Origin of the sequence: Desmospora profundinema, from assembly GCF_031454155.1 — a bacterium.
Classification (GTDB): Bacteria; Bacillota; Bacilli; order Thermoactinomycetales; family DSM-45169; genus Desmospora; species Desmospora profundinema.
The window spans coordinates 138,550-157,259 of sequence record NZ_JAVDQG010000008.1; the positions used below are offsets into that span (position 1 = coordinate 138,550).

General features: G+C 54.3%; 19 protein-coding genes and 1 pseudogene. 17 read left to right on the forward strand and 3 right to left on the reverse strand.

Going from position 1 to position 18,710, the window contains the following annotated elements:
• Window positions 1–39 precede the first annotated feature (39 nt).
• On the reverse strand, window positions 40–993 hold the full coding sequence (locus JOE21_RS15825; protein WP_309868242.1) for a CobW family GTP-binding protein: 954 nt from the start codon (window positions 991–993) through the stop codon (window positions 40–42).
• Between the two features lie 215 nt (window positions 994–1,208).
• Here JOE21_RS15825 and JOE21_RS15830 point away from each other — a divergent pair, with 215 nt between their 5' ends.
• The 16 genes from JOE21_RS15830 (at window position 1,209) to JOE21_RS15905 (ending at window position 16,110) form a co-directional block, all read left to right on the forward strand.
• Window positions 1,209–1,580: a (2Fe-2S) ferredoxin domain-containing protein gene (locus tag JOE21_RS15830; protein WP_309868243.1), complete on the forward strand. Its 372-nt coding sequence runs from the start codon at window positions 1,209–1,211 to the stop codon at window positions 1,578–1,580.
• Window positions 1,581–1,776: 196 nt separating this feature from the next.
• Complete coding sequence (smc, locus tag JOE21_RS15835) at window positions 1,777–5,382, forward strand: chromosome segregation protein SMC (RefSeq protein WP_309868244.1); 3,606 nt, start codon at window positions 1,777–1,779, stop codon at window positions 5,380–5,382.
• Entirely contained in the window at window positions 5,379–6,371 is a 993-nt protein-coding gene (gene ftsY, locus JOE21_RS15840; protein ID WP_309868245.1) for a signal recognition particle-docking protein FtsY, read from the forward strand. Before smc ends, ftsY begins: the two co-directional genes overlap by 4 nt.
• 65 nt (window positions 6,372–6,436) lie before the next feature.
• Window positions 6,437–7,117 carry an MOSC domain-containing protein gene (locus JOE21_RS15845; protein WP_309868246.1) on the forward strand — a complete coding sequence of 227 codons (681 nt, stop codon included), beginning with the start codon at window positions 6,437–6,439 and terminating at the stop codon, window positions 7,115–7,117.
• 344 nt (window positions 7,118–7,461) lie between these two features.
• Window positions 7,462–8,766 (forward strand): S1 family peptidase, encoded by a 1,305-nt coding sequence (locus JOE21_RS15850; protein ID WP_309868248.1) that lies wholly within the window; start codon window positions 7,462–7,464, stop codon window positions 8,764–8,766.
• Window positions 8,767–9,125: 359 nt separating this feature from the next.
• Window positions 9,126–9,455, forward strand: a complete 330-nt coding sequence (locus JOE21_RS15855; RefSeq protein WP_309868255.1) for a putative DNA-binding protein — start codon at window positions 9,126–9,128, stop codon at window positions 9,453–9,455.
• Between the two features lie 36 nt (window positions 9,456–9,491).
• Window positions 9,492–10,844, forward strand: a complete 1,353-nt coding sequence (gene ffh, locus JOE21_RS15860; RefSeq protein WP_309868257.1) for a signal recognition particle protein — start codon at window positions 9,492–9,494, stop codon at window positions 10,842–10,844.
• Between the two features lie 38 nt (window positions 10,845–10,882).
• Entirely contained in the window at window positions 10,883–11,155 is a 273-nt protein-coding gene (gene rpsP, locus JOE21_RS15865; protein WP_107725809.1) for a 30S ribosomal protein S16, read from the forward strand.
• 38 nt (window positions 11,156–11,193) lie between these two features.
• Entirely contained in the window at window positions 11,194–11,421 is a 228-nt protein-coding gene (locus JOE21_RS15870; protein ID WP_309868260.1) for a KH domain-containing protein, read from the forward strand.
• Between the two features lie 44 nt (window positions 11,422–11,465).
• Window positions 11,466–11,999 carry a ribosome maturation factor RimM gene (rimM, locus tag JOE21_RS15875; RefSeq protein ID WP_309868261.1) on the forward strand — a complete coding sequence of 178 codons (534 nt, stop codon included), beginning with the start codon at window positions 11,466–11,468 and terminating at the stop codon, window positions 11,997–11,999.
• 6 nt (window positions 12,000–12,005) lie between these two features.
• On the forward strand, window positions 12,006–12,740 hold the full coding sequence (trmD, locus tag JOE21_RS15880; RefSeq protein WP_309868262.1) for a tRNA (guanosine(37)-N1)-methyltransferase TrmD: 735 nt from the start codon (window positions 12,006–12,008) through the stop codon (window positions 12,738–12,740).
• A gap of 133 nt (window positions 12,741–12,873) precedes the next feature.
• Window positions 12,874–13,218 (forward strand): 50S ribosomal protein L19, encoded by a 345-nt coding sequence (gene rplS / locus JOE21_RS15885; RefSeq protein ID WP_309868263.1) that lies wholly within the window; start codon window positions 12,874–12,876, stop codon window positions 13,216–13,218.
• Window positions 13,219–13,515: 297 nt separating this feature from the next.
• Window positions 13,516–14,073 carry a signal peptidase I gene (lepB, locus tag JOE21_RS15890; protein WP_309868264.1) on the forward strand — a complete coding sequence of 186 codons (558 nt, stop codon included), beginning with the start codon at window positions 13,516–13,518 and terminating at the stop codon, window positions 14,071–14,073.
• A 15-nt stretch (window positions 14,074–14,088) separates the two neighbouring features.
• Complete coding sequence (ylqF, locus tag JOE21_RS15895; protein ID WP_309868265.1) at window positions 14,089–14,976, forward strand: ribosome biogenesis GTPase YlqF; 888 nt, start codon at window positions 14,089–14,091, stop codon at window positions 14,974–14,976.
• Complete coding sequence (gene rnhB, locus JOE21_RS15900; RefSeq protein WP_309868295.1) at window positions 14,957–15,745, forward strand: ribonuclease HII; 789 nt, start codon at window positions 14,957–14,959, stop codon at window positions 15,743–15,745. The genes ylqF and rnhB overlap by 20 nt, the downstream gene beginning before the upstream one ends.
• On the forward strand, window positions 15,745–16,110 hold the full coding sequence (locus tag JOE21_RS15905) for a YraN family protein (RefSeq protein WP_309868266.1): 366 nt from the start codon (window positions 15,745–15,747) through the stop codon (window positions 16,108–16,110). Before rnhB ends, JOE21_RS15905 begins: the two co-directional genes overlap by 1 nt.
• A gap of 152 nt (window positions 16,111–16,262) precedes the next feature.
• Here the strand turns inward: JOE21_RS15905 and JOE21_RS15910 are convergent, their stop codons facing one another.
• Complete coding sequence (locus tag JOE21_RS15910; protein ID WP_309868267.1) at window positions 16,263–16,841, reverse strand: hypothetical protein; 579 nt, start codon at window positions 16,839–16,841, stop codon at window positions 16,263–16,265.
• Window positions 16,842–17,138: 297 nt separating this feature from the next.
• On the opposite strand from JOE21_RS15910, the gene JOE21_RS15915 reads away from it, so the two are divergent.
• Complete coding sequence (locus tag JOE21_RS15915) at window positions 17,139–17,912, forward strand: MBL fold metallo-hydrolase (protein ID WP_309868268.1); 774 nt, start codon at window positions 17,139–17,141, stop codon at window positions 17,910–17,912.
• A gap of 405 nt (window positions 17,913–18,317) precedes the next feature.
• On the opposite strand, the pseudogene JOE21_RS15920 reads toward JOE21_RS15915, so the two are convergent.
• Window positions 18,318–18,531: pseudogene (locus tag JOE21_RS15920) on the reverse strand (iron chelate uptake ABC transporter family permease subunit); the annotation flags it as partial.
• Window positions 18,532–18,710: the final 179 nt, after the last annotated feature.

The following is an 18,710-nucleotide window of genomic DNA, read 5'->3' on the forward strand; positions in this document are numbered from 1 at the left end:
AAGGAAGTCGGTGTGGATTTGGGGAATCAAGCCAGAGGTTCATGACTGTCGAGTCTCCAATTCGTATAATTGGTGCTTCAACCGCTCTTCCTCAAGGTTTTCACCGATAAAAACGGTGATCATGGGCATGGAACTGTATTCAGGGGTGAACAAAGGAATGCCGTAAGCGTATTGGACGGATTGCAGCTGATGGGGATGTTCTTTCAATCGCAAACAGCCTTTCACCCGATACAGATTGTCCGGAGATTGGCGCAACCAACGCTCCAGTGCCTGCCGGTGGATGGGCCGGCTCCACCGGTAAGAAAATGTGCGAACATGTAGGTGATGGTGTACGTGGGCTTGTTCTCTCGGGGACTGGAAATACGATGGCGATCCCCGGCCGGGCCGAGAGGTGTATAGTTCTGCCGTGTCGAAAGTGGCTTGATGGGTCGGGGTCAGGAATGCCTTTGGATTGATCTGTTGAATCTCAGAGATGGATTGTTCCAGTCTGTCCCCGGTAACCTGGTCTTTTTTGTTGAGCAGGAGTATATCGGAAAATCGGACCTGATCTTCCAAGAGCTTTTGCAAGCGGTTATTGAGACGTTGCCGGTCCTGCCAGCGAAGCAGGTCCACCACCGTTACTATTTTACAGATACGAAGATGAGGAACGGTCGACGGAGTGACACAGGCATCCAGCACCTCGAGGGGATGGGCGACCCCGGTGGACTCGATGTAGATCACATCGGGTCGGAATTGCTGGTAAAGGTGGAGCAGCTGCTGGGTCAACTGGCTTTGGATCGTACAACAGATGCATCCGTTCAGCAATTCTTTCAGGGGGATCTCCCCGGGTACGGCGGCCGAATCCACCGAAAGGTCCCCCAACTCGTTCATCAAGACGGCTACCCGTCGTCCACGGCGTCTTTCTTCCTCCAGCAAGAGACGCAAAAGCGTGGTTTTTCCGCTTCCCAAAAACCCGCTTAAAATGTAGATCTCCACGTTGTTCCGATCCGGCAAGACCATCCCTCCAACCACTCTACGGATTGAATCGTATTCATTCTGATTTTATGCTATCGGAAGTATATCATATGGAAAGGCTTGTTTCATCTTTGTTCTCTTGAATAGATAAAGATGTCCGAAGAAAGATCTGCACGGGTTGAAATCGGTTATAAATAGTAACGGTTATGAATGAAGAAGCGGTAGAAGAGTCTGGGGAAAAGGAGGAGAATGGGATGACCACCTGGGATCTTTCCCAAACAAGACACCATATCCTGATCTGTAACGGAGGAAGTTGTTTAAAACGGGGAGCGGATGAAGTCACCTGCGCCATCCGTGACGAAATTTCACGTTGCGGGGAAGACCAGCGGATCCATACCACGCGGACGAAGTGTAACGGCCGATGTGCCGATGCCTGTGTGGTTATCGTTTATCCGGAGGGTTCGTGGTTTAAAGCAGTCACACCTGAAATTGGGAAGGCGATTGTCCGTGAGCACCTGCTCCAATGTACTTCTCTTCTATCCCATATCAGCCATGTCTATGGTGAGGAACGATTTCTTCGCCAGCCGGGGGTGCCTATCGGTGTGACAAAGGAGAAAATGGATTAGGGCGTGTTTGATCAATCCTTTCTTCTCATGGAAAATGAATGACCAGACAGGCCCTAGTCGAGATCTTTCCAAGGAAACGCCGTCTGTGTGAGAAACCCTTATCCCAAACCGATCCTTCATGGTAAAATATACTTCTGGATCGAACGTTTGCGTAAGTGTAGACGTTCACATACAACCAGGGAAAGGGGGGAGCGCCTTGCATCTGAAACGACTGGACATGGTGGGGTTTAAATCTTTTGCCAACCGTACGGAGCTGGAGTTTGTGCCGGGGGTGACGGCGGTGGTGGGCCCCAACGGGAGCGGTAAGAGCAATGTGACCGACGGCATCCGTTGGGTGCTGGGGGAACAAAGCGCCAAATCGCTCCGAGGTGCGTCCATGCAGGATGTGATTTTTTCCGGGAGCGATTCCCGTAAGCCCGTGGGCTATTGCGAGGTTTCCATCACTTTTGACAATCAGGATCAGAAGTTGCACCTGGATTACGGCGAAGTGACGGTGACCCGGCGCGTGTACCGTTCCGGAGAGAGCGAGTATTACATCAACAAACAGGCCTGCCGTCTGAAGGATATCACCGAGCTGTTCATGGATACGGGAATCGGAAAAGAGGCCTACTCCATGATCGGTCAAGGGCGGATCGATGAGATTCTGTCCACCAAATCGGAGGACCGCCGCGCCATCTTCGAGGAAGCGGCGGGCATCGTCAAATACAAGTCGCGCAAAAAAGAAGCGGAAAAAAAGCTGGATGCCACGGAACAAAATCTGGCCCGGATCGAGGACTTGGTAAGCGAACTGGAAGACCAGGTAGCACCATTGGCCGAACAAGCGAAAGTAGCCAAACAATATAAAGCGCTAAAGGAAGAACTGACCCACACAGAGATCGGTTTGTATGTACATAGGATTGAGCATTTGCACCAACAATGGGAAGAAGCCCAAGGCGCTCTCCAACAGCTGCGAGAAGAACAGTCCCGCTTTGCCGCTGAGGTGAGCGGACGGGAAGCGGAGTTGGAAAAGCTGCGCTGGGAGATTCAACAAAAGGAGCAAGAGGTGGAGACCCTGCAAGGAGCGTTGCTCCGGGTCAGTGAGGAGCTGGAGAAGGCGGAGGGGCAGCGGGAGGTGCTCCAGGAGCGGGCTCGAAACCGCTCCGCCACCATCGTGCAGATGCGGGAGCGGCTGGAAGAGCTGGAGGCGGAGGAATCTCGTCTGAAGCAGGAGCAATCCCGTGGGCAGGAACGCCTCGCTCAAAAAGAGCGGGAACTGAAGCAAGTTCAGGCGAAACTGTCGGATGCCGAAGCTCGTTTGTCTATCGATGGCCATGAAGGTGTCCAGGATCTGAACCGATTGAAAGAAGAGCTCTCCCGCCTTTTGCACGAGCGGACCCGTCTCGCCAGTGAAGGAGACCATATCGTCGAACGGTTGGCGCGGAACCGGGAGCAGCGGGAACGTCTTCTCACCCAGGAACGGCTGGACGGACAAGCCGAGGCGGATCTTGCTTCCCGTCAAGCAAAATGGCGCAAAGAAGTGGAAGAAGTGGAGTCTGCCCTTGCTGCTTGCGCAGACCAATACAAAGAATGGTCCGGTAAGCGGCAAGTGCTGGAGACGGAACGAACGACGGCGGCCGGACGTCTCCGCCAGGCGGAACAACAAGTGGATACACTCCGTTCCCGCCGGGATATTGTGAAGGATATGGAAGCGGAGCATGCCGGTTTTTTCCAAGGAGTCAAGGAAGTGCTGAAAGCCAGAGACCGGGGACAACCGGAACTGGCCGGAATCCATGGGGCCGTCGCCCAGCTGATTCAGGTGCCGGAATCGTTTGAGGCAGCAGTGGAGACGGCTCTCGGCGGAGCGATGCAGCATCTGGTGGTGGAAAATGAACAGGTTGGTCGCCACGGGATTCGCTTTCTAAAGGAACGACGTGCCGGCCGGGCTACCTTTCTGCCCTTGGATGTGATCCGTGGCCGATCCATTCCCGCCCGGGACCGGGAACGGGTGGAGGGGACTCCGGGCTTTGTGGGTGTGGCCGCCGAGTTGGTTTACAGCGAAGATCGCTATCAGGCCGTTCGGGAAAATCTGCTGGGACAAGTGTTGGTAGCCAGTGGGATGGAAGAAGCCAACCGAATCGCTCTCCTGATGGGTTATCGCTACCGTATTGTCACCTTGGACGGCGATGTGGTCAATCCCGGCGGGTCCATGTCTGGGGGAAGCCGACAAAAATCGAAAAACAATCTCCTGGGCCGCTCCCGTCAAGTGGAAGCGCTGGAGCGGGAAATCGAAGAAGCGCAGCGGGAGCGGGATCAGATTCAAAAGTGCCATGGGGAACTGCGGGAAGAAGGCGCGGCCATCGATGAGCGGCTGGATCGGCTGCGGAAAGAGGGAGAGGGGTTACGCCTCCGGCAACAGGAGCTAAAAGGGGCCGAGCGGGAATGGGTGGTGGAACACCGGAATCTGACCCAGCAACGGGAAAAAACCCGGGATGATTTGGCCAAGCTGGATGAAGAGGAGCAAACCCTCGCCCGTCAGACGGAAGAACGCGACCGTCGATTGCAGGCGCTGTCCGAGGAAGAATCCCTACTGCGCCGCCGCATCCATGCTTCCCAGGAGCGCGTGGAACAACAGGCGTCGGAGAAGGATGAAACCAACCGGGAGATCACCGATTGGAAAATCCGACTGGCCCGTTTGCAACAAGAGCGGGAGTATCTGGCCGTCGATTGCACCCGTTTGCAACAAGAGCGGGAGCGGATCGGCGAGCAGATGACCGAATCCCGGGAAAAACTGCGGGAGCTAGAAGCAGGTGCGACCGACCACGGAGAAGAGAGCCGCCGGCTTGCGGCACACGCTGAAAAGTTGCGGGAGGAAAAAAACGCTGCCCAAGATGCCCTCGCCCGGGCCAAGGAGGAGCGTGATCACCTTCATCACCGCCGGGGCGAAGGGGAGCAAGCCCTGAAGGAACGGCAGAAAGGGCTGCGCCAGCAGGAAGAAGCCCTTCATAAACAAGAAGTGCGAGTCAACCGGATGGATGTGGAGTTAAATCACCTGCTGGAGAAGTTGGCCGAAGAGTACGAGATCAGCTTTGAATTGGCCAAGGAGCGTTATCCCCGCCCAGAAGACCCGAAAAAAGCGGAACGGGATGTCCGTTCCCTGAAAGGGCGGATCGGGGCGCTGGGTGAGGTCAACCTCGGTGCCATCGACGAGCACCAACGGCTCAGCACGCGGTTGTCCTTCCTATCCGGGCAGCGGGACGACCTGTTGGAAGCCAAGGAAACCTTGTTTGGGGTGATCCGGGACATCGAAGAGGAGATGTCCAACCGCTTTTCAACGGCATTTGAAGCGATCCGAATCGAGTTTCACGATGTATTCGTCAAGATGTTTGGTGGCGGCCGCGCCGACTTATCGTTAACGGAACCGGACAACTTGTTGGAGACGGGGATTGAAATCACGGCCCAGCCCCCTGGGAAAAAGCCGCAAAACCTGGGGCTCCTCTCCGGCGGGGAACGGGCGTTGGCTGCCATTGCCCTGTTGTTCGCCGTCTTACGTTATAAGCCGGTCCCTTTTTGTGTGTTGGATGAAGTCGACGCAGCTTTGGACGAGGCTAATTTATCCCGCTTCACCCGTTATCTGAGAGAGTTTTCTCAGAAGACCCAGTTTATTCTTATCACCCACCGCAAGCGAACCATGGAAGGGGCCGACGTCATGTACGGCGTGACGATGGAGGAAGCGGGGGTATCCAAGGTCGTCTCCGTCAAGCTGGAAGAGTTTGAAGGGGCGGAAGAAGCCGCTGTAGCCCGGCAGGAGGAGGATAGGGAATGAGCTTTTTTAAGAAGTTGAAAGAAAATGTGTCCAAGACGACGGAATCGGTTACGCACAAGTTTATGTCCGGATTGAGCAAGACCAGTGCTTCTCTGGTGGGAGCCATGGATTCGGTGTTTGCCCGCGGCAAGATCGATGAGGAAATGTATGAGGAATTGGAAGATATCCTGATCGGTGCGGATGTTGGAGTGAATACGACGTTGGAGATCGTGGACCGTTTGCGGCAGGAAGTAAAAGCTCACCGCATCAAGGATCCCACTGAACTAAAACCCCTGATGTCGGAAATCCTGGTGGAGCTGCTGCGCGGGGAGGATGAAGCCACCGGCATGAATATCCAAGACGGACAATTATCCGTCATTCTGTTTGTGGGCGTGAACGGGGTGGGTAAAACCACCACCATCGGGAAGCTGGCCCACCACTACAACCAGCAAGGGAAGAAAGTCCTGCTGGCTGCCGGGGATACTTTTCGAGCGGGTGCAATCGAGCAGTTGGAAGTGTGGGGAGAGCGGGTCGGTGTGGATGTGATCCGTCATCAGGCGGGTTCCGATCCGGCGGCTGTCATGTATGACGCGATTCAGGCAGCCCAGGCCAGGGGAGCGGACATCCTGCTCTGTGATACGGCCGGTCGCTTGCAGAACAAGGTAAACCTGATGGAAGAATTGAAAAAAGTGCACCGAGTGATTGGGCGGGAGATTGAGGGCGCTCCCCATGAGACGCTCCTGGTGGTCGATTCCACCACGGGACAGAACGCCATGCAACAGGCAAAACTGTTCCACGATGCGACCCATCTTACGGGTATTGTGCTTACAAAGATGGACGGAACGGCTAAAGGAGGGATTGCTCTGGCCATCCGGCGGGAGCTGGAGGTGCCTGTCAAGTGGATCGGTCTGGGGGAGCAAATGGACGATTTGCAACCCTTTGACGCCGATCAGTTTGTCCATGCTCTGTTCGGGGAAGACATCGAGAAGGAATTGGCGGGGACGGAGTGAGAGTCGGCTCTGATCCGGATGTAGGATTTGAAACAAAGGGAGATCTGGAGAAAGGGGGAGAGAGCATGAACGAGCAGACAGTCGTCCAAGCCCTTCATGTGGGTCAGCCCCGTTCCATGGGAACACCCGGGGCTCCGGATCCCATGGAACGTCCATGGACCAGCGCCATTATCAAACAGCCGGTGGATGGGCCGGTTTACTTAAGCAAAACGGGGCTGGCCGGAGACGGGGTGGCGGATCAAAAAAACCACGGCGGTCCGGAGAAGGCAGTACTGGCTTATCCGTTCGCTCATTATGCGACCTGGCGGGAAGAGCTGGATCGTTTTGACATCCCCGTGGGTGCCTTTGGCGAAAATTTTCTCGTTACAGACATGAAGGAAGAGGCTGTTTGCATCGGGGATACGTATCGGGTCGGCGAAGCGACGGTTCAGGTATCCCAACCCCGGCAGCCGTGCTGGAAACCGGCCCGCCGCATGCGGATCAAGGATTTGGTCCTGCGGATGCAGGAAACGGGACGCACCGGCTGGTACTTTCGTGTGTTGAAAGAAGGAGAGGTGAAAGCGGGGCAAGTCCTCCAGTTGGTGGAGAGGCCGTTTCCCAAGTGGACCATCGCCCGTTGCAACGAGATCCAGTATCATCGTCCCCACGATCACCAAGCGGCTGCGGAGCTGGCGGCTTGTCCCTTGTTGTCGCAGAGTTGGGCGGAGGGATTGGCCCGTCGGGCACACCGCGGAAATGGAGTCTGATCGCCGCCGGTCGTTTAAGTCCAAATCGAGGGTGAGACGGGATGCCAGGGAACAAACATCGGATACCATCCGGTGTTTTTTTGCTTGTCTGTATTTTACTCCTTATTTTTTCAGTGTGGATTCATACAACTCTTGATTGATCACATAATATTGCGGAATTTTGATATAAAAACTCGTATTTCTGATATTTTTCAATCCATCTCTTTTGATAAAATTTTTCTGGGAAGTCAGAAAAAACGAAGTTCTCCGCTAGATGGACAGGCGATCCGCCGACGTTCACAGGGAGCTGGCGTAATCACGCATCGAGGCTTCTCAATCAAACAAAAGAATGGGGAGGTTGGGAGATGCTCTTTTCCTTTGGTCGTAACCCCGCTAAAAAGGCGGTCATGCTGGCCTTGGTCGCGGTGTTGGTGTTGGCCACGATGTTCACGGCACTACTGCAAACACCGGCCCAAGCGGAAGCGTCGGAAGCTTTGGTGGACGAGCAGGATCTGGAATTTCGTGAAGCGATGGGGTTGGAAACCGATGTGGATGCCGTAAGGGAGATTGTGAACGAACCGGCCAATCAGCAGTCGATTGATGAATACGGAGTGGCCTTGACCGATCAGGAAGTGGCCGAGATCGAACGCCGTATCACCATTCAGGAGAAACACGCTCCAAAAGTGGAAGCGCAAGCGAAAAAAACGTTGGGTAAACAAAGATTTGCCGGGATGTATATCGACCAGCAAGCTGGCGGGGTTTTAAAAGTCGGCGTTGTGGGGAATGCCACACCGGCATCGCTGTCCAAACATGTCATTGATGCGGTTCCCGCATCCGTCGACGTGGAGTATTTCCAAGCGGATCACAGCCTGTCCAAATTGGAACGGACCCATCAAGCCGTAAATCAAGGGATGAAATCCCTTGATCAAGAAGGGGTGACCGTGGTTTCCGTAGAGACGGATGTGAAGGAAAACGTTGTACGCGTGGGTGTCAAGGATCTGGATAAGCAAGCGGAATCTCGGCTGAAGGATCGTTTCGGTTCCAGTGTCCTTAAAGTGGTGGAAGGGGATTTTGCCGATCCGGCGCGCACCACCTGGCGCGGCTATCTGGAAGCCGGACTTCAAATCCAAAGCTCGTCTGGGATTTGTACGTCCAATATCGCCGCCCGTTCCGGCAGCAACTATTATCTGATCTCCGCCGCCCACTGTGGTGGAATCGGAACCGCTTTTACCCAGGGAGGACAAAGCATCGGTTCGGTTGCCCTGCGCAACTACGGCAACAATGCCGATGTGTTGGCCATCCGGATTCCGGCTTCCTATGCCACGAACTGGTTGTATATCAACAGCACGCGGCAAGGCAGCATTACCAGTGTTCAGTCCACCAGCGGCGACAGAGTGGGTGAAGCCGTCTGTAAATCGGGTCGTACCACCGGTGTCACCTGTGGACAAATTACCTCCACCAACTACACCACCCGCTTTTCCGATGGAGCCGTTCACTATCGGCAACGCCAAGCCACATTCTATGCCCAGCCGGGTGACAGCGGCGGCCCGGTTTACTACGGCAGCCAGAGCAAAGGCATCGTTTCGGCTATAGACAGTCGAGGTTACTCCTACTACTCCCACATCGGATACGGGTTGTCCGAGCTGGGGTTGACTGCCATCACCAACTAAAGTTTTCCCCAATGATCCGATCATAAACACCCCCGGCCCAGCCGGGGGTGTAGCTGCTGGCTCACCTTCATCGTGAATGGAAGAACGGAAGAGGAGACTGATTTTCGGTGTCGTGCCCTTTGCACTAGGGCGTATCTGATAAATGTGTAGGGCGAGATCCCGGGTCTCGCTTTGCACTAAAGCACAAGTCTCGCCACGGTCACTTCGTTCCCAGGTCTCGCTTTGTCATCAAGCGAAACACTCCCGGACGGGGGTGTTTTGTCGGTATCAAGTCTTTGCCCTTGACAGCGGACGTTGGCTCCGGTATGATGGACATCGTGTAAAGGGCGTCGACTTGACGCCGATGCGAGGTGGCTCCTGTGTTGGAGAAAACAACCCGGATCAACCTGTTGTATGACTTCTACGAGCCGATGCTGACGGAGAAGCAGCGGACGGTCCTGGAGCTGTATTACCATGAGGATTGGTCCCTGGGTGAGATTGCGGATCACCTCTCGATTTCCCGACAGGCGGTGTATGAAGCGGTCAAACGTTCCCAATCCGCCCTGGAGGAGTGGGAATCCATGCTCCAACTGGCGGAAAAGCATCAGCGCCGCACGGAGCTTCTGAAGTCGGTTCGGGCGGCGATCGCCGGTACACCAGTGGAAAAAGAGGTTACACACCTGCTGAAGCAGTTGGCGGAGCTGGAATAACGGTCACCGAAGGATCACGAAAAGGGAGGCGGCAGCATGGCGTTTGAAGGGTTGTCCGAACGGCTGCAATCAGCCCTGGCCAAGCTGAAGGGCAAAGGAAAAGTGTCTGAGGCGGACGTAAAGGCCGCGATGCGGGAAGTCCGATTGGCCCTGTTGGAAGCCGACGTCAACTTTAAAGTGGTGAAAAACTTCGTCTCCCAGGTCAGCGAGCGGGCGGTGGGGCAGGAAGTGCTGAAAAGTCTCACCCCCGGCCAGCAAGTGATCAAAGTGGTGAACGAAGAGCTGACCCAGTTGATGGGCGGCGAGCAGAGTCGGCTTCAGCTCGTCTCCAAGCCTGCGGTGATCATGATGGTGGGCTTGCAGGGGGCGGGGAAAACGACCACCGCCGGCAAATTGGCTCACCATCTCCGCAAACAGCATAACAAACGGCCGCTGCTGGTGGCGGGGGATGTCTACCGGCCCGCCGCCATCCGTCAGCTGGAAGTGCTGGGGAAGCAGGTGGATTTGCCCGTTTTTTCTCTGGGCGATAAAGAAAGTCCGGTGAAAATCGCAGAAGAAGGGCTGGCGCATGCCAAAGAGGAACACCATGATGTGGTGATTGTGGATACCGCCGGTCGTCTCCACATCGATGAGTCGATGATGGACGAGTTGAAAGCGATCAAGGAAAAGGTAGAGCCGGATGAAATCTTGCTGGTTGTGGACGCCATGACCGGGCAAGATGCAGTCAACGTGGCCGAGAGCTTCAACCGCGAAATGGATTTAACCGGTGTGGTCTTGACCAAGTTGGACGGGGATACCCGCGGAGGCGCCGCCCTGTCGGTCAAAGCGGTGACCCAATGCCCGGTGAAATTTGCGGGGATGGGGGAGAAGGTGGATGCCTTGGAGCCCTTTCATCCCGAACGGATGGCTTCCCGCATCCTGGGCATGGGTGATGTACTCACCTTGATCGAAAAGGCGCAAGCGACGGTGGATGAAGAGAAAGCGCGGGACCTGGAGCGCAAGATGCGCAGCCAGCAGTTTACCTTTGAGGACTTTTTGGACCAGCTGGACCAGGTACGCAACATGGGTCCGCTGGACGACCTGCTGGGTATGATGCCTGGAATGGGGCAGGCCAAGGGGCTAAAAAACCTGCAGGTGGACGAAAAGCATCTGACCAAGGCGGAGGCGATCATCCGCTCCATGACCCCCCGGGAACGCCGGGAACCGGAAGTGATCAACGCCAGTAGACGCAAGCGGATCGCTCTGGGAAGCGGTACCACGGTACAGGATGTCAACCGTTTGATCAAGCAGTTTCAGGACATGAAGAAGATGATGAAGCAGTTCCATTCCATGTCCAAAGGCAAGAAGAAAAAAGGGATGGGACGTTTTAACTTCCCGTTTCTATCGTGATCGGTTTGGTTTATCCTGCTTAAGGAGGTGAAAGCGATATGGCAGTGAAAATTCGTCTGAAGCGGATGGGTGCCAAAAAAGCCCCTTTCTACCGCTTGGTGGTGGCCGATTCCCGTGCACCTCGTGACGGCCGCTTCATTGAGGAGATTGGATATTACAATCCGTTGACCCAACCGGCCCAAGTAAAAATCGATGAAGAAAAAGCCCTCAAATGGCTGGCTACTGGTGCCCAGCCGTCCGATACGGTGAAAAACCTGTTCCGGAAAGAAGGCTTGCTCAAAAAAGTGCATGAAGCCAAGAACCAAAAGTAAATCCTGACTGACGGGATCCGGTTCGAGGAGGAGTCCCTGTGAAACAGCTGATCGAGGTGATTGCCAAAGCCTTGGTCGATCACCCGGAACAAGTTCAGGTTCGGGAGCGGCAGGAGGAAAAAACGATCGTGTTTGAACTTTCCGTCGCTCCGGAGGATATGGGTAAAGTGATTGGCAAGCAAGGGCGGATTGCCAAGGCGCTCCGGACGGTTGTCGGAGCGGCTGCGGTCAAAGAGGAAAAGCGCGTCCACGTGGAGATCGTTTGAAGGACGTTTTTTCTCCGCTGTCCACGAGGAAAGGAGGCCGTCTCATGGGTCGGCCTGAATGGCTCGTCGTCGGCCACATCGCCGGTACTCACGGCATCCGGGGGGAGGTTCGCGTCATTTCCCGAACCGATTATCCTGAGGTGCGGTTTGCGCCGGGATCCCAGCTCCTGCTGTCCCAGGAAAACAAGGAAGAGATGCTCCCTTTGACTGTGGAGCGTTCCCGTCCACATAAAAAAGGGTATATTCTTCAGTTCCGCGATTGGACGGATATCAACCAGTCAGAATCCCTCAAAGGAGGGACCTTGGTGGTGGATCCGGAGGAAGCCGTGGACGGTGGGGACGACGAGTTTTATTTCCATGAGATTCTGGGATGTGAGGTTTTCACCACGGATGGTAACCGGGTGGGAATCATCACCGATATCCTGCAGCCGGGGGCCAACGACGTCTGGGTGGTTCGCCCGCCGGAAGGCGGTCGCGATTGGTTGATTCCCTACATCGATGATGTCGTACAGGATGTGGATGTGTCTGCCAAACGCGTGGTGATTCATTGGATGGAAGGGCTGGAGGATTCGAGGTGACGTCGTGTGCGGTTTGACGTATTGACACTGTTTCCCGAGATGTTTGAGGGTTTTTTCTCCTCCAGCATCATGAAACGGGCTATGGATCAAAGACTGGTTGAAGCATCGCTTGTCAACTTTCGGGATTACAGTACGGATAAGCACCGAATGGTGGACGACACACCATACGGCGGCGGCGGTGGCATGGTTCTGAAGCCGGAGCCTCTATTTCGGGCGGTGGAAGCCCTGACAGAGGAGACGCAAGTCCGGCCTCCCGTCCTGATGATGAGTCCCCAAGGAACACCCTTCACGCAAAAAAAAGCGGAAGCGTTGTCCCGTCATTCCCGGTTGATCCTCCTTTGCGGTCACTATGAGGGCTTTGATGAACGGATTCGCCGACACCTAGTGGACGAAGAGATCTCGATCGGGGATTACGTCCTTACCGGAGGGGAGCTTGCGGCCATGGTGGTGATGGACAGCATCATCCGTCTGGTTCCCGGAGTGCTGGGAAATGCGGGATCGGCAGAAGAGGATTCTTTTTCCACTGGACTTCTCGAATATCCTCAGTATACCCGACCTGCCGATTTTCGGGGTTGGAAGGTACCGGATGTGCTTCTGTCCGGCCACCACGCCCAGATTGCACGCTGGCGCCGGCAGCAATCACTGGAACGGACCCTGGAACGTCGTCCGGATCTGTTGGAACACGCCCCCCTGACCGATGAGGAGCGCGCCTGGTTAAAACAGCGGAAATCCGACTCTTAAACAGGCGTGAACCCAGTCTGGATCAGGCTTGCTCATTGTTTTACCGATTCCTGTGTGATAAAATGGAACTTGTGCTTGAGCCGATAAATCCCGAACAGGTGATACAAACCCATCCGGAAGGAGGGAAACGAAGATGAACCCTATGGTACGTGAATTGGGTGAAGAGCAACTGCGGAATGACATTCCCCGGTTTCGCGCCGGTGACACCGTCCGTGTGCACGTAAAGGTCGTCGAAGGCCAACGGGAACGGATCCAGGTCTTTGAAGGCGTGGTGATCCAACGTCGCGGCGGTGGGATCTCCGAAACGTTCACGGTTCGCAAGATCTCCTACGGGGTCGGCGTGGAACGGACCTTCCCGCTGCACTCCCCGCGAATCGATAAAATCGAAGTGATGCGCCGCGGGAAAGTCCGCCGTGCTAAACTCTTCTATCTCCGCAAGCTGCGTGGGAAAGCTGCCCGCATCAAGGAGATTCACTAATCGTTGAAAAGGGCTTGCTGACAAGCCCTTTTCGAGTTTCTTCCAAAATTTCGTTTATAGAAAAGCAGAGGCCGGGCTCGTTCGATATCCCTATCGGGCGCCGACCTTTCTTTTAATGGAACGCGAATACTTAGCATGTCTGTGAAACGGGCGTATCCGGTACCGTTTTCAGTGATTCCCTGGACCCTTCCTTAGAGCCGTTGGTCCAGGCTTCCACGTATCGGATTGTTCAGACACAGCCTAATGGAAAGTGACAGATGTCCTATGGGTGTGATCGCGACAGTCAGGAGGAGCTTCATGAGTGAGTTCATCTCCCGTTCAACCAGACGCAACCGACATAACCGGGAAAGCAATGAAGCTTGGGAATGGGTGCAAGCCTTGGCCATTGCAGTGGTCTTGGCCTTGGTCATCCGGTCATTCATCTTTTCTCCCTTCAGTGTGTCTGGCCCCTCCATGCTCTCCACCCTGCACAACGGTGATTTGGTGATCGTAAACAAAGTGATTTATCTTTTCCGTGATCCGGAACCAGGTGAAGTGATTGTCTTTCATGCACCGGAAAACAGGGACTACATTAAACGTGTCATCGCGATGCCCGGTCAAACGGTCAGTGCCCAGAACAATGTGGTGCGTGTAGACGGGGCAAGCATCGATGAGCCTTACATAGACGAGGGGAACCGGACAGCGGATTTTGGTCCGGTGGAAGTGCCCGAAGGACATGTGTTTGTCATGGGTGACAACCGCATGAATTCCAGTGACAGTCGGGATAACAGTTTGGGTACGGTACCGTTGGATCAAGTAGTTGGAAGGGCGGATGTCGTTTTTTGGCCGCTTGAAGATTTCTCGTTACTGTGGTAGTCAGGTGGGATGGATATGACGATTCAGTGGTTTCCGGGTCATATGGCGAAAGCCCGGCGGCAAGTGGAAGAGAAAATAAAACAAGTGGATCTTGTACTGGAGCTGCTGGATGCCCGATTGCCGCTCTCCAGTCGCAATCCCCTCATCGATGAGGTGGTCAAGGACAAGCCGCGGGTCATTCTGCTTACCAAGAGTGATCTAGCAGACCCGGAAGCCACCTCTGTCTGGAGTGAGGCATTCCGGAAAGACGGTGTGAAAGTGCTGCCCATCGATACACTCAGCGGCATCGGCATCAAGCGGATCCCTGCCATCAGCCGGGAATTGGTAAAAGAAAAGCTTGTGAGACAAGCTCAAAAAGGCATTCAGCACACGCGGATTCGGGCAATGGTGCTGGGAGTCCCCAACGTAGGCAAATCCGCACTGATTAACCGGTTATCCGGACGCAGTGTGGCCAAAACCGGTGATCGTCCCGGCGTTACACGCGCTCAACAGTGGATCAAAGTGGGCGATGGAATGGAGTTGTTAGATACGCCTGGGATTTTGTGGCCCAAGTTTGAGGATAAAAAAGTGGGTTTGCGGTTGGCCGCAAGTGGCGCGATCAAGGAGGAAATCCTGCCGATCGAAGAGATTGGACTCTACCTGTTGTCTCGCTTGGGTCAATATTATCCTTCAAACCTAAAGGAACGCTATAAGCTGGAAGACCCCTCCGCCGACGGCCTCGTTTTGCTGGAAGAAGTGGGGCGTCGGCGAGGTTGCATGAGGCGGGGCGGTGAAGTCGACCTGGAAAAAGCGGCGGAAGTGGTTTTGCGGGATTTCCGTTCCGGTCGTTTGGGACGGATCACGTTGGAACTTCCCGATGAAGGGGGGGACTACGAACTTGAAAGTGAAGGGAACGGTCCGTGAAATCGCGGAACGCCTGGAACGCGGGGAGTTACCGGATGGCGGGTTGGATATCCTGAAGCAGGATCCCCGGGCAGGGGTTCGTCGGCTGGTTCAGGTTTACCAACGGCGTGAGGAACGACAGCGAGAAGAGGAACGCCGGATCCGGCAGATGTGGCAGTTTGAACGTACATACCGAGGGAGGGGTTGCCGCTTTATCGCCGGGCTGGACGAAGCCGGGCGTGGCCCGCTGGCCGGACCGGTGGTGGCAGCGGCTGTCATCCTGCCTGAAGATTTTGACGCGACCGGCCTGAACGACTCAAAAAAACTGACGGTGGAAGAACGGTTAACTTTACGCCGGCGGATCCAGGAGAAGGCCCTGTCGGTGGCGGTCGGCATGGTGGACCACCACTACATTGATAAGCACAATATCCTGCAAGCCACCTATGAAGCGATGCGGCGGGCTTTGGCCGGTCTGGACCCGGTTCCCGATCAACTGCTTACGGATGCCGTCCGGATTCCGGGTGTCTCCATACCCCAGGAACCCATTGTCAAAGGGGACGCCCTCAGCCATTCCATCGCAGCTGCTTCCATTGTAGCCAAGACGGAGCGGGACGCTTGGATGCTGCGGGAGGGTGCCCGCTACCCTGAGTACGGATTTGAACGCCACATGGGGTACGGCACACCGGATCATCTGACTGCCCTGGATCGGTGGGGGCCTTGCCCGATTCACCGCAGGAGTTTTGCTCCGGTGGGAGAGCGGATCGGCGTGAAGCCGGAAGGAGGAAGGTGATGGCCGACCGTCGCAAGGTAACGGGTCGCATCGGCGAAGTCTATGCTGTTCGCAGACTTACGCGACTAGGCTGGCGAATTTTGGAGACCAACTGGCGAACCCGATTGGGGGAACTGGATATCATTGCCCGGGATGGGGACGGAACACTGGTGGTGGTGGAAGTGCGCACCACCCGGAGTCGCCGTTTCGGGTACGGTTTTCAATCGGTTGATTTCAGAAAACAGCGTCAAGTCAGGAAATTGGCTCTCCACTATATCCAAACACGGGGGTGGGAGGGAGAACCGGTGCGGATCGACGTGATCTCGGTCCTGTTATCTCCCCAGAACCAACCGATACAGATGGATCATTTGCGGGGAGCTTTTTAAGATGTGTTGTTGGAACAATCCGTTGGGCGAGATCCTTGGCGGGAAAAATGGAATGGATCAGACAGCCCCTAGAGGTGTCAGATCCATCACCCAACATCAAAAAAGCTGCGCCGGATGGAACCGGGCGCAGCGGGTGTCTGGAGGCTGAAGCATCAGACCGCCTCCAGATGTGTATTTAACAGATCCTGATACAAATCGTCTCCACCGATATGGACGCGCAGGGAAACTTCGTCCCGGCCGTGTTCCTGCCATTGATACAGCTGCTGAAATACGAGGTAGATGCACTTTTTCACTTCGATATGGGGATAAAGTTTGATGTCGACGAACTGGCTGTACAAATTACGTTCTTCTACTCGGTGGCTGGCCACTTTCATCACGGCAAAGGTCTGCTCCAGACCGCGAAGCAGATACGTCAGCCACTCCGGTCGGGATTCGATCCCCTCTTCATCAAGGAAATGGATGGTAAACCCCATCATCGGATAACGGTGAATGTCGTCGGATGTGTAGTTGGCATCTTCCTGATTGGTGGCGTCGTACAGAAAGAACTCCAGATGGTATTTATGAGAAGTAGCCGGTTGCGACTTCTTTTTTTGTTGCATTTGTTGCCGCAGGCGCAGCTCGTCGTTTTCCTTTCGTAAGCGCTCCATTTCGTGATAGAGCCGCTTCAGATCGTCAGGTTGGGCCGGCCTAGTCGGTGCGGAATCAAACGCCCTCTTGAACCATGAAATCATGGGGACCCTCCCTCCTTCGAAGCCTTGTCCATTTTATTATAAAGCATGAACCCGCTGGGAAAAAGGAGGATCCGGCGAGAAAGAGGCCGAATCAGGGAGATTGCCCTCTTGTCAAACATTTGATGGAAACAAAGGAACGGCATGGGGGTGAAGAAATCTTCAGCCCTGTTAGCCGTATTTAACGATTGGTATCAAAACCTATTAAAAAATGGTGGCATTTTATGCGAAAGCATAGCGGGTGAAACTCTATGTGTTAAGCTTTTGTAGAAGAGACATCACCCAGAAAGGCTGGAGCATATGTCCCACGATTGGTACCAAATCGAGCAAATCGATCCTCGTACGTATACCATCCATGAAGCCGACTATCGAGAAAAGACCAATCAATATCTCCTGATTGGAAAAGAGCGTGCCCTTCTGTTTGATTCAGGCTCAGGCAAGAGGGGAATCCGATCCATCGTCCGGGAGCTGACGGATCTGCCGGTCACGTTGTTCGGCTCTCACGTTCATTATGATCATATTGGGAACCACCATGAATTTGATCACATCGCGATGGCCGATCTGCCGATTAATCATATGCAAATGTCGGAGGATCAGTTTGTACCCCGGTGGAGCATGCGATTAACTCCAAAACGCCATCGCTTCCGGATCTCAGAGTGGTGGCCGATTGGAGAAACGATCGATCTGGGGGATAGACCCGTCGAGTGGGTTCACTTGCCCGGCCACTCGGAAGACTCAGTCGGTCTGATCGACCGCCGACATGGGCTTCTATTGGTGGGGGATTTATTGTATCAGGGACCGTTAATCGCTTTTTGGCCTACCGCCAGCGTTTCAGATTATTTGAAAAGTGCGGCCTCCTTATCCAAACGTTATGATGGAGAAAGGATTCTGGGGGGACACTTTCCTGAACCGGTTCAGCCGGACCAATTATCCTCCCTGGTGGAAGCCTGTGAAAAAGCCTTGGATGACAGCAGGAAAAAACGCTGGATCCCCCCGTTGTCCAAGTTTCAATACCAAGAAACCACGCTTTATATCAGCCGGTCGGCCTATTTGCGATCCAGCTGCTCTACATAAGCTCTTCAAATGATGCTTTGCCGGAGCGTTTTTAAGATCAAAGAAGAATAAGAGAGGATGTCCCGGATTCACCCTAGGGGACGGCATGGTGCGCCGTCCTCTTTATATGGGAAGGTGGATCAATAATTGTTTCATTCTCCGACAAGTCCGAGCCGTTCTAGGTACTCCAACTCACTTTCTAACACACGGCTTACGATATTGCTGTCGATACCGGTTTGCTTAGAAATCCATCGTACCATTTCCTCATGATCGACGGTAACCATATCCCTTTCACCCCCTCTGTGCTTTCCCCTTGTCCTCGAATATCAGGGGTAGCTATATATGAATATTGTATATATAAATATACTGACTGACTAGGGGGGTGACATTAAATACTACAAACGTAATACCGAAGAAGTCATTCCTTTATTTTTTCAACAACAGATAGATAAAATAGGGGCCTCCGATGAGTGCGACCATAATCCCTGCGGGAATACCATCGGGATCGACTACATTTCTTCCGATGGTGTCTCCAAATAAGAGCAGCCATCCACTTATCAGGATGGCGACCGGGGATCGATAATTGATGGCGCGGCTCCACCCACGCATTTGCCATATGCGGAGCCATCAGTCCGAAAAAGGGGCAAGGAGAGGAGCGTCATGGATCACTTATTTTATTATTTAAAAATATCAGAATTGGTATAGACATCTGTACCTATCTGTAATAAACTCCAAGGCAGAAGAGATTTCATGATCCATTGTCGAAACGGAGGGGATATACATAGAGTATTATTTTTTGAAAGCGCTTACGATTCTACG

What these genes read in the sequence shown, in the direction of transcription:
- JOE21_RS15830 (WP_309868243.1), top strand. Translation starts at nt 1,209, where the DNA reads ATGACCACCTGGGATCTTTCCCAAACAAGACACCATATCCTGATCTGT.
- ftsY (WP_309868245.1), top strand. Translation starts at nt 5,379, where the DNA reads ATGAGCTTTTTTAAGAAGTTGAAAGAAAATGTGTCCAAGACGACGGAA.
- JOE21_RS15845 (WP_309868246.1), top strand. Translation starts at nt 6,437, where the DNA reads ATGAACGAGCAGACAGTCGTCCAAGCCCTTCATGTGGGTCAGCCCCGT.
- JOE21_RS15850 (WP_309868248.1), top strand. Translation starts at nt 7,462, where the DNA reads ATGCTCTTTTCCTTTGGTCGTAACCCCGCTAAAAAGGCGGTCATGCTG.
- ffh (WP_309868257.1), top strand. Translation starts at nt 9,492, where the DNA reads ATGGCGTTTGAAGGGTTGTCCGAACGGCTGCAATCAGCCCTGGCCAAG.
- rpsP (WP_107725809.1), top strand. Translation starts at nt 10,883, where the DNA reads ATGGCAGTGAAAATTCGTCTGAAGCGGATGGGTGCCAAAAAAGCCCCT.
- rimM (WP_309868261.1), top strand. Translation starts at nt 11,466, where the DNA reads ATGGGTCGGCCTGAATGGCTCGTCGTCGGCCACATCGCCGGTACTCAC.
- rplS (WP_309868263.1), top strand. Translation starts at nt 12,874, where the DNA reads ATGAACCCTATGGTACGTGAATTGGGTGAAGAGCAACTGCGGAATGAC.
- lepB (WP_309868264.1), top strand. Translation starts at nt 13,516, where the DNA reads ATGAGTGAGTTCATCTCCCGTTCAACCAGACGCAACCGACATAACCGG.
- ylqF (WP_309868265.1), top strand. Translation starts at nt 14,089, where the DNA reads ATGACGATTCAGTGGTTTCCGGGTCATATGGCGAAAGCCCGGCGGCAA.
- JOE21_RS15905 (WP_309868266.1), top strand. Translation starts at nt 15,745, where the DNA reads ATGGCCGACCGTCGCAAGGTAACGGGTCGCATCGGCGAAGTCTATGCT.
- JOE21_RS15910 (WP_309868267.1), bottom strand. Translation starts at nt 16,841, where the DNA reads ATGATTTCATGGTTCAAGAGGGCGTTTGATTCCGCACCGACTAGGCCG.
- JOE21_RS15915 (WP_309868268.1), top strand. Translation starts at nt 17,139, where the DNA reads ATGTCCCACGATTGGTACCAAATCGAGCAAATCGATCCTCGTACGTAT.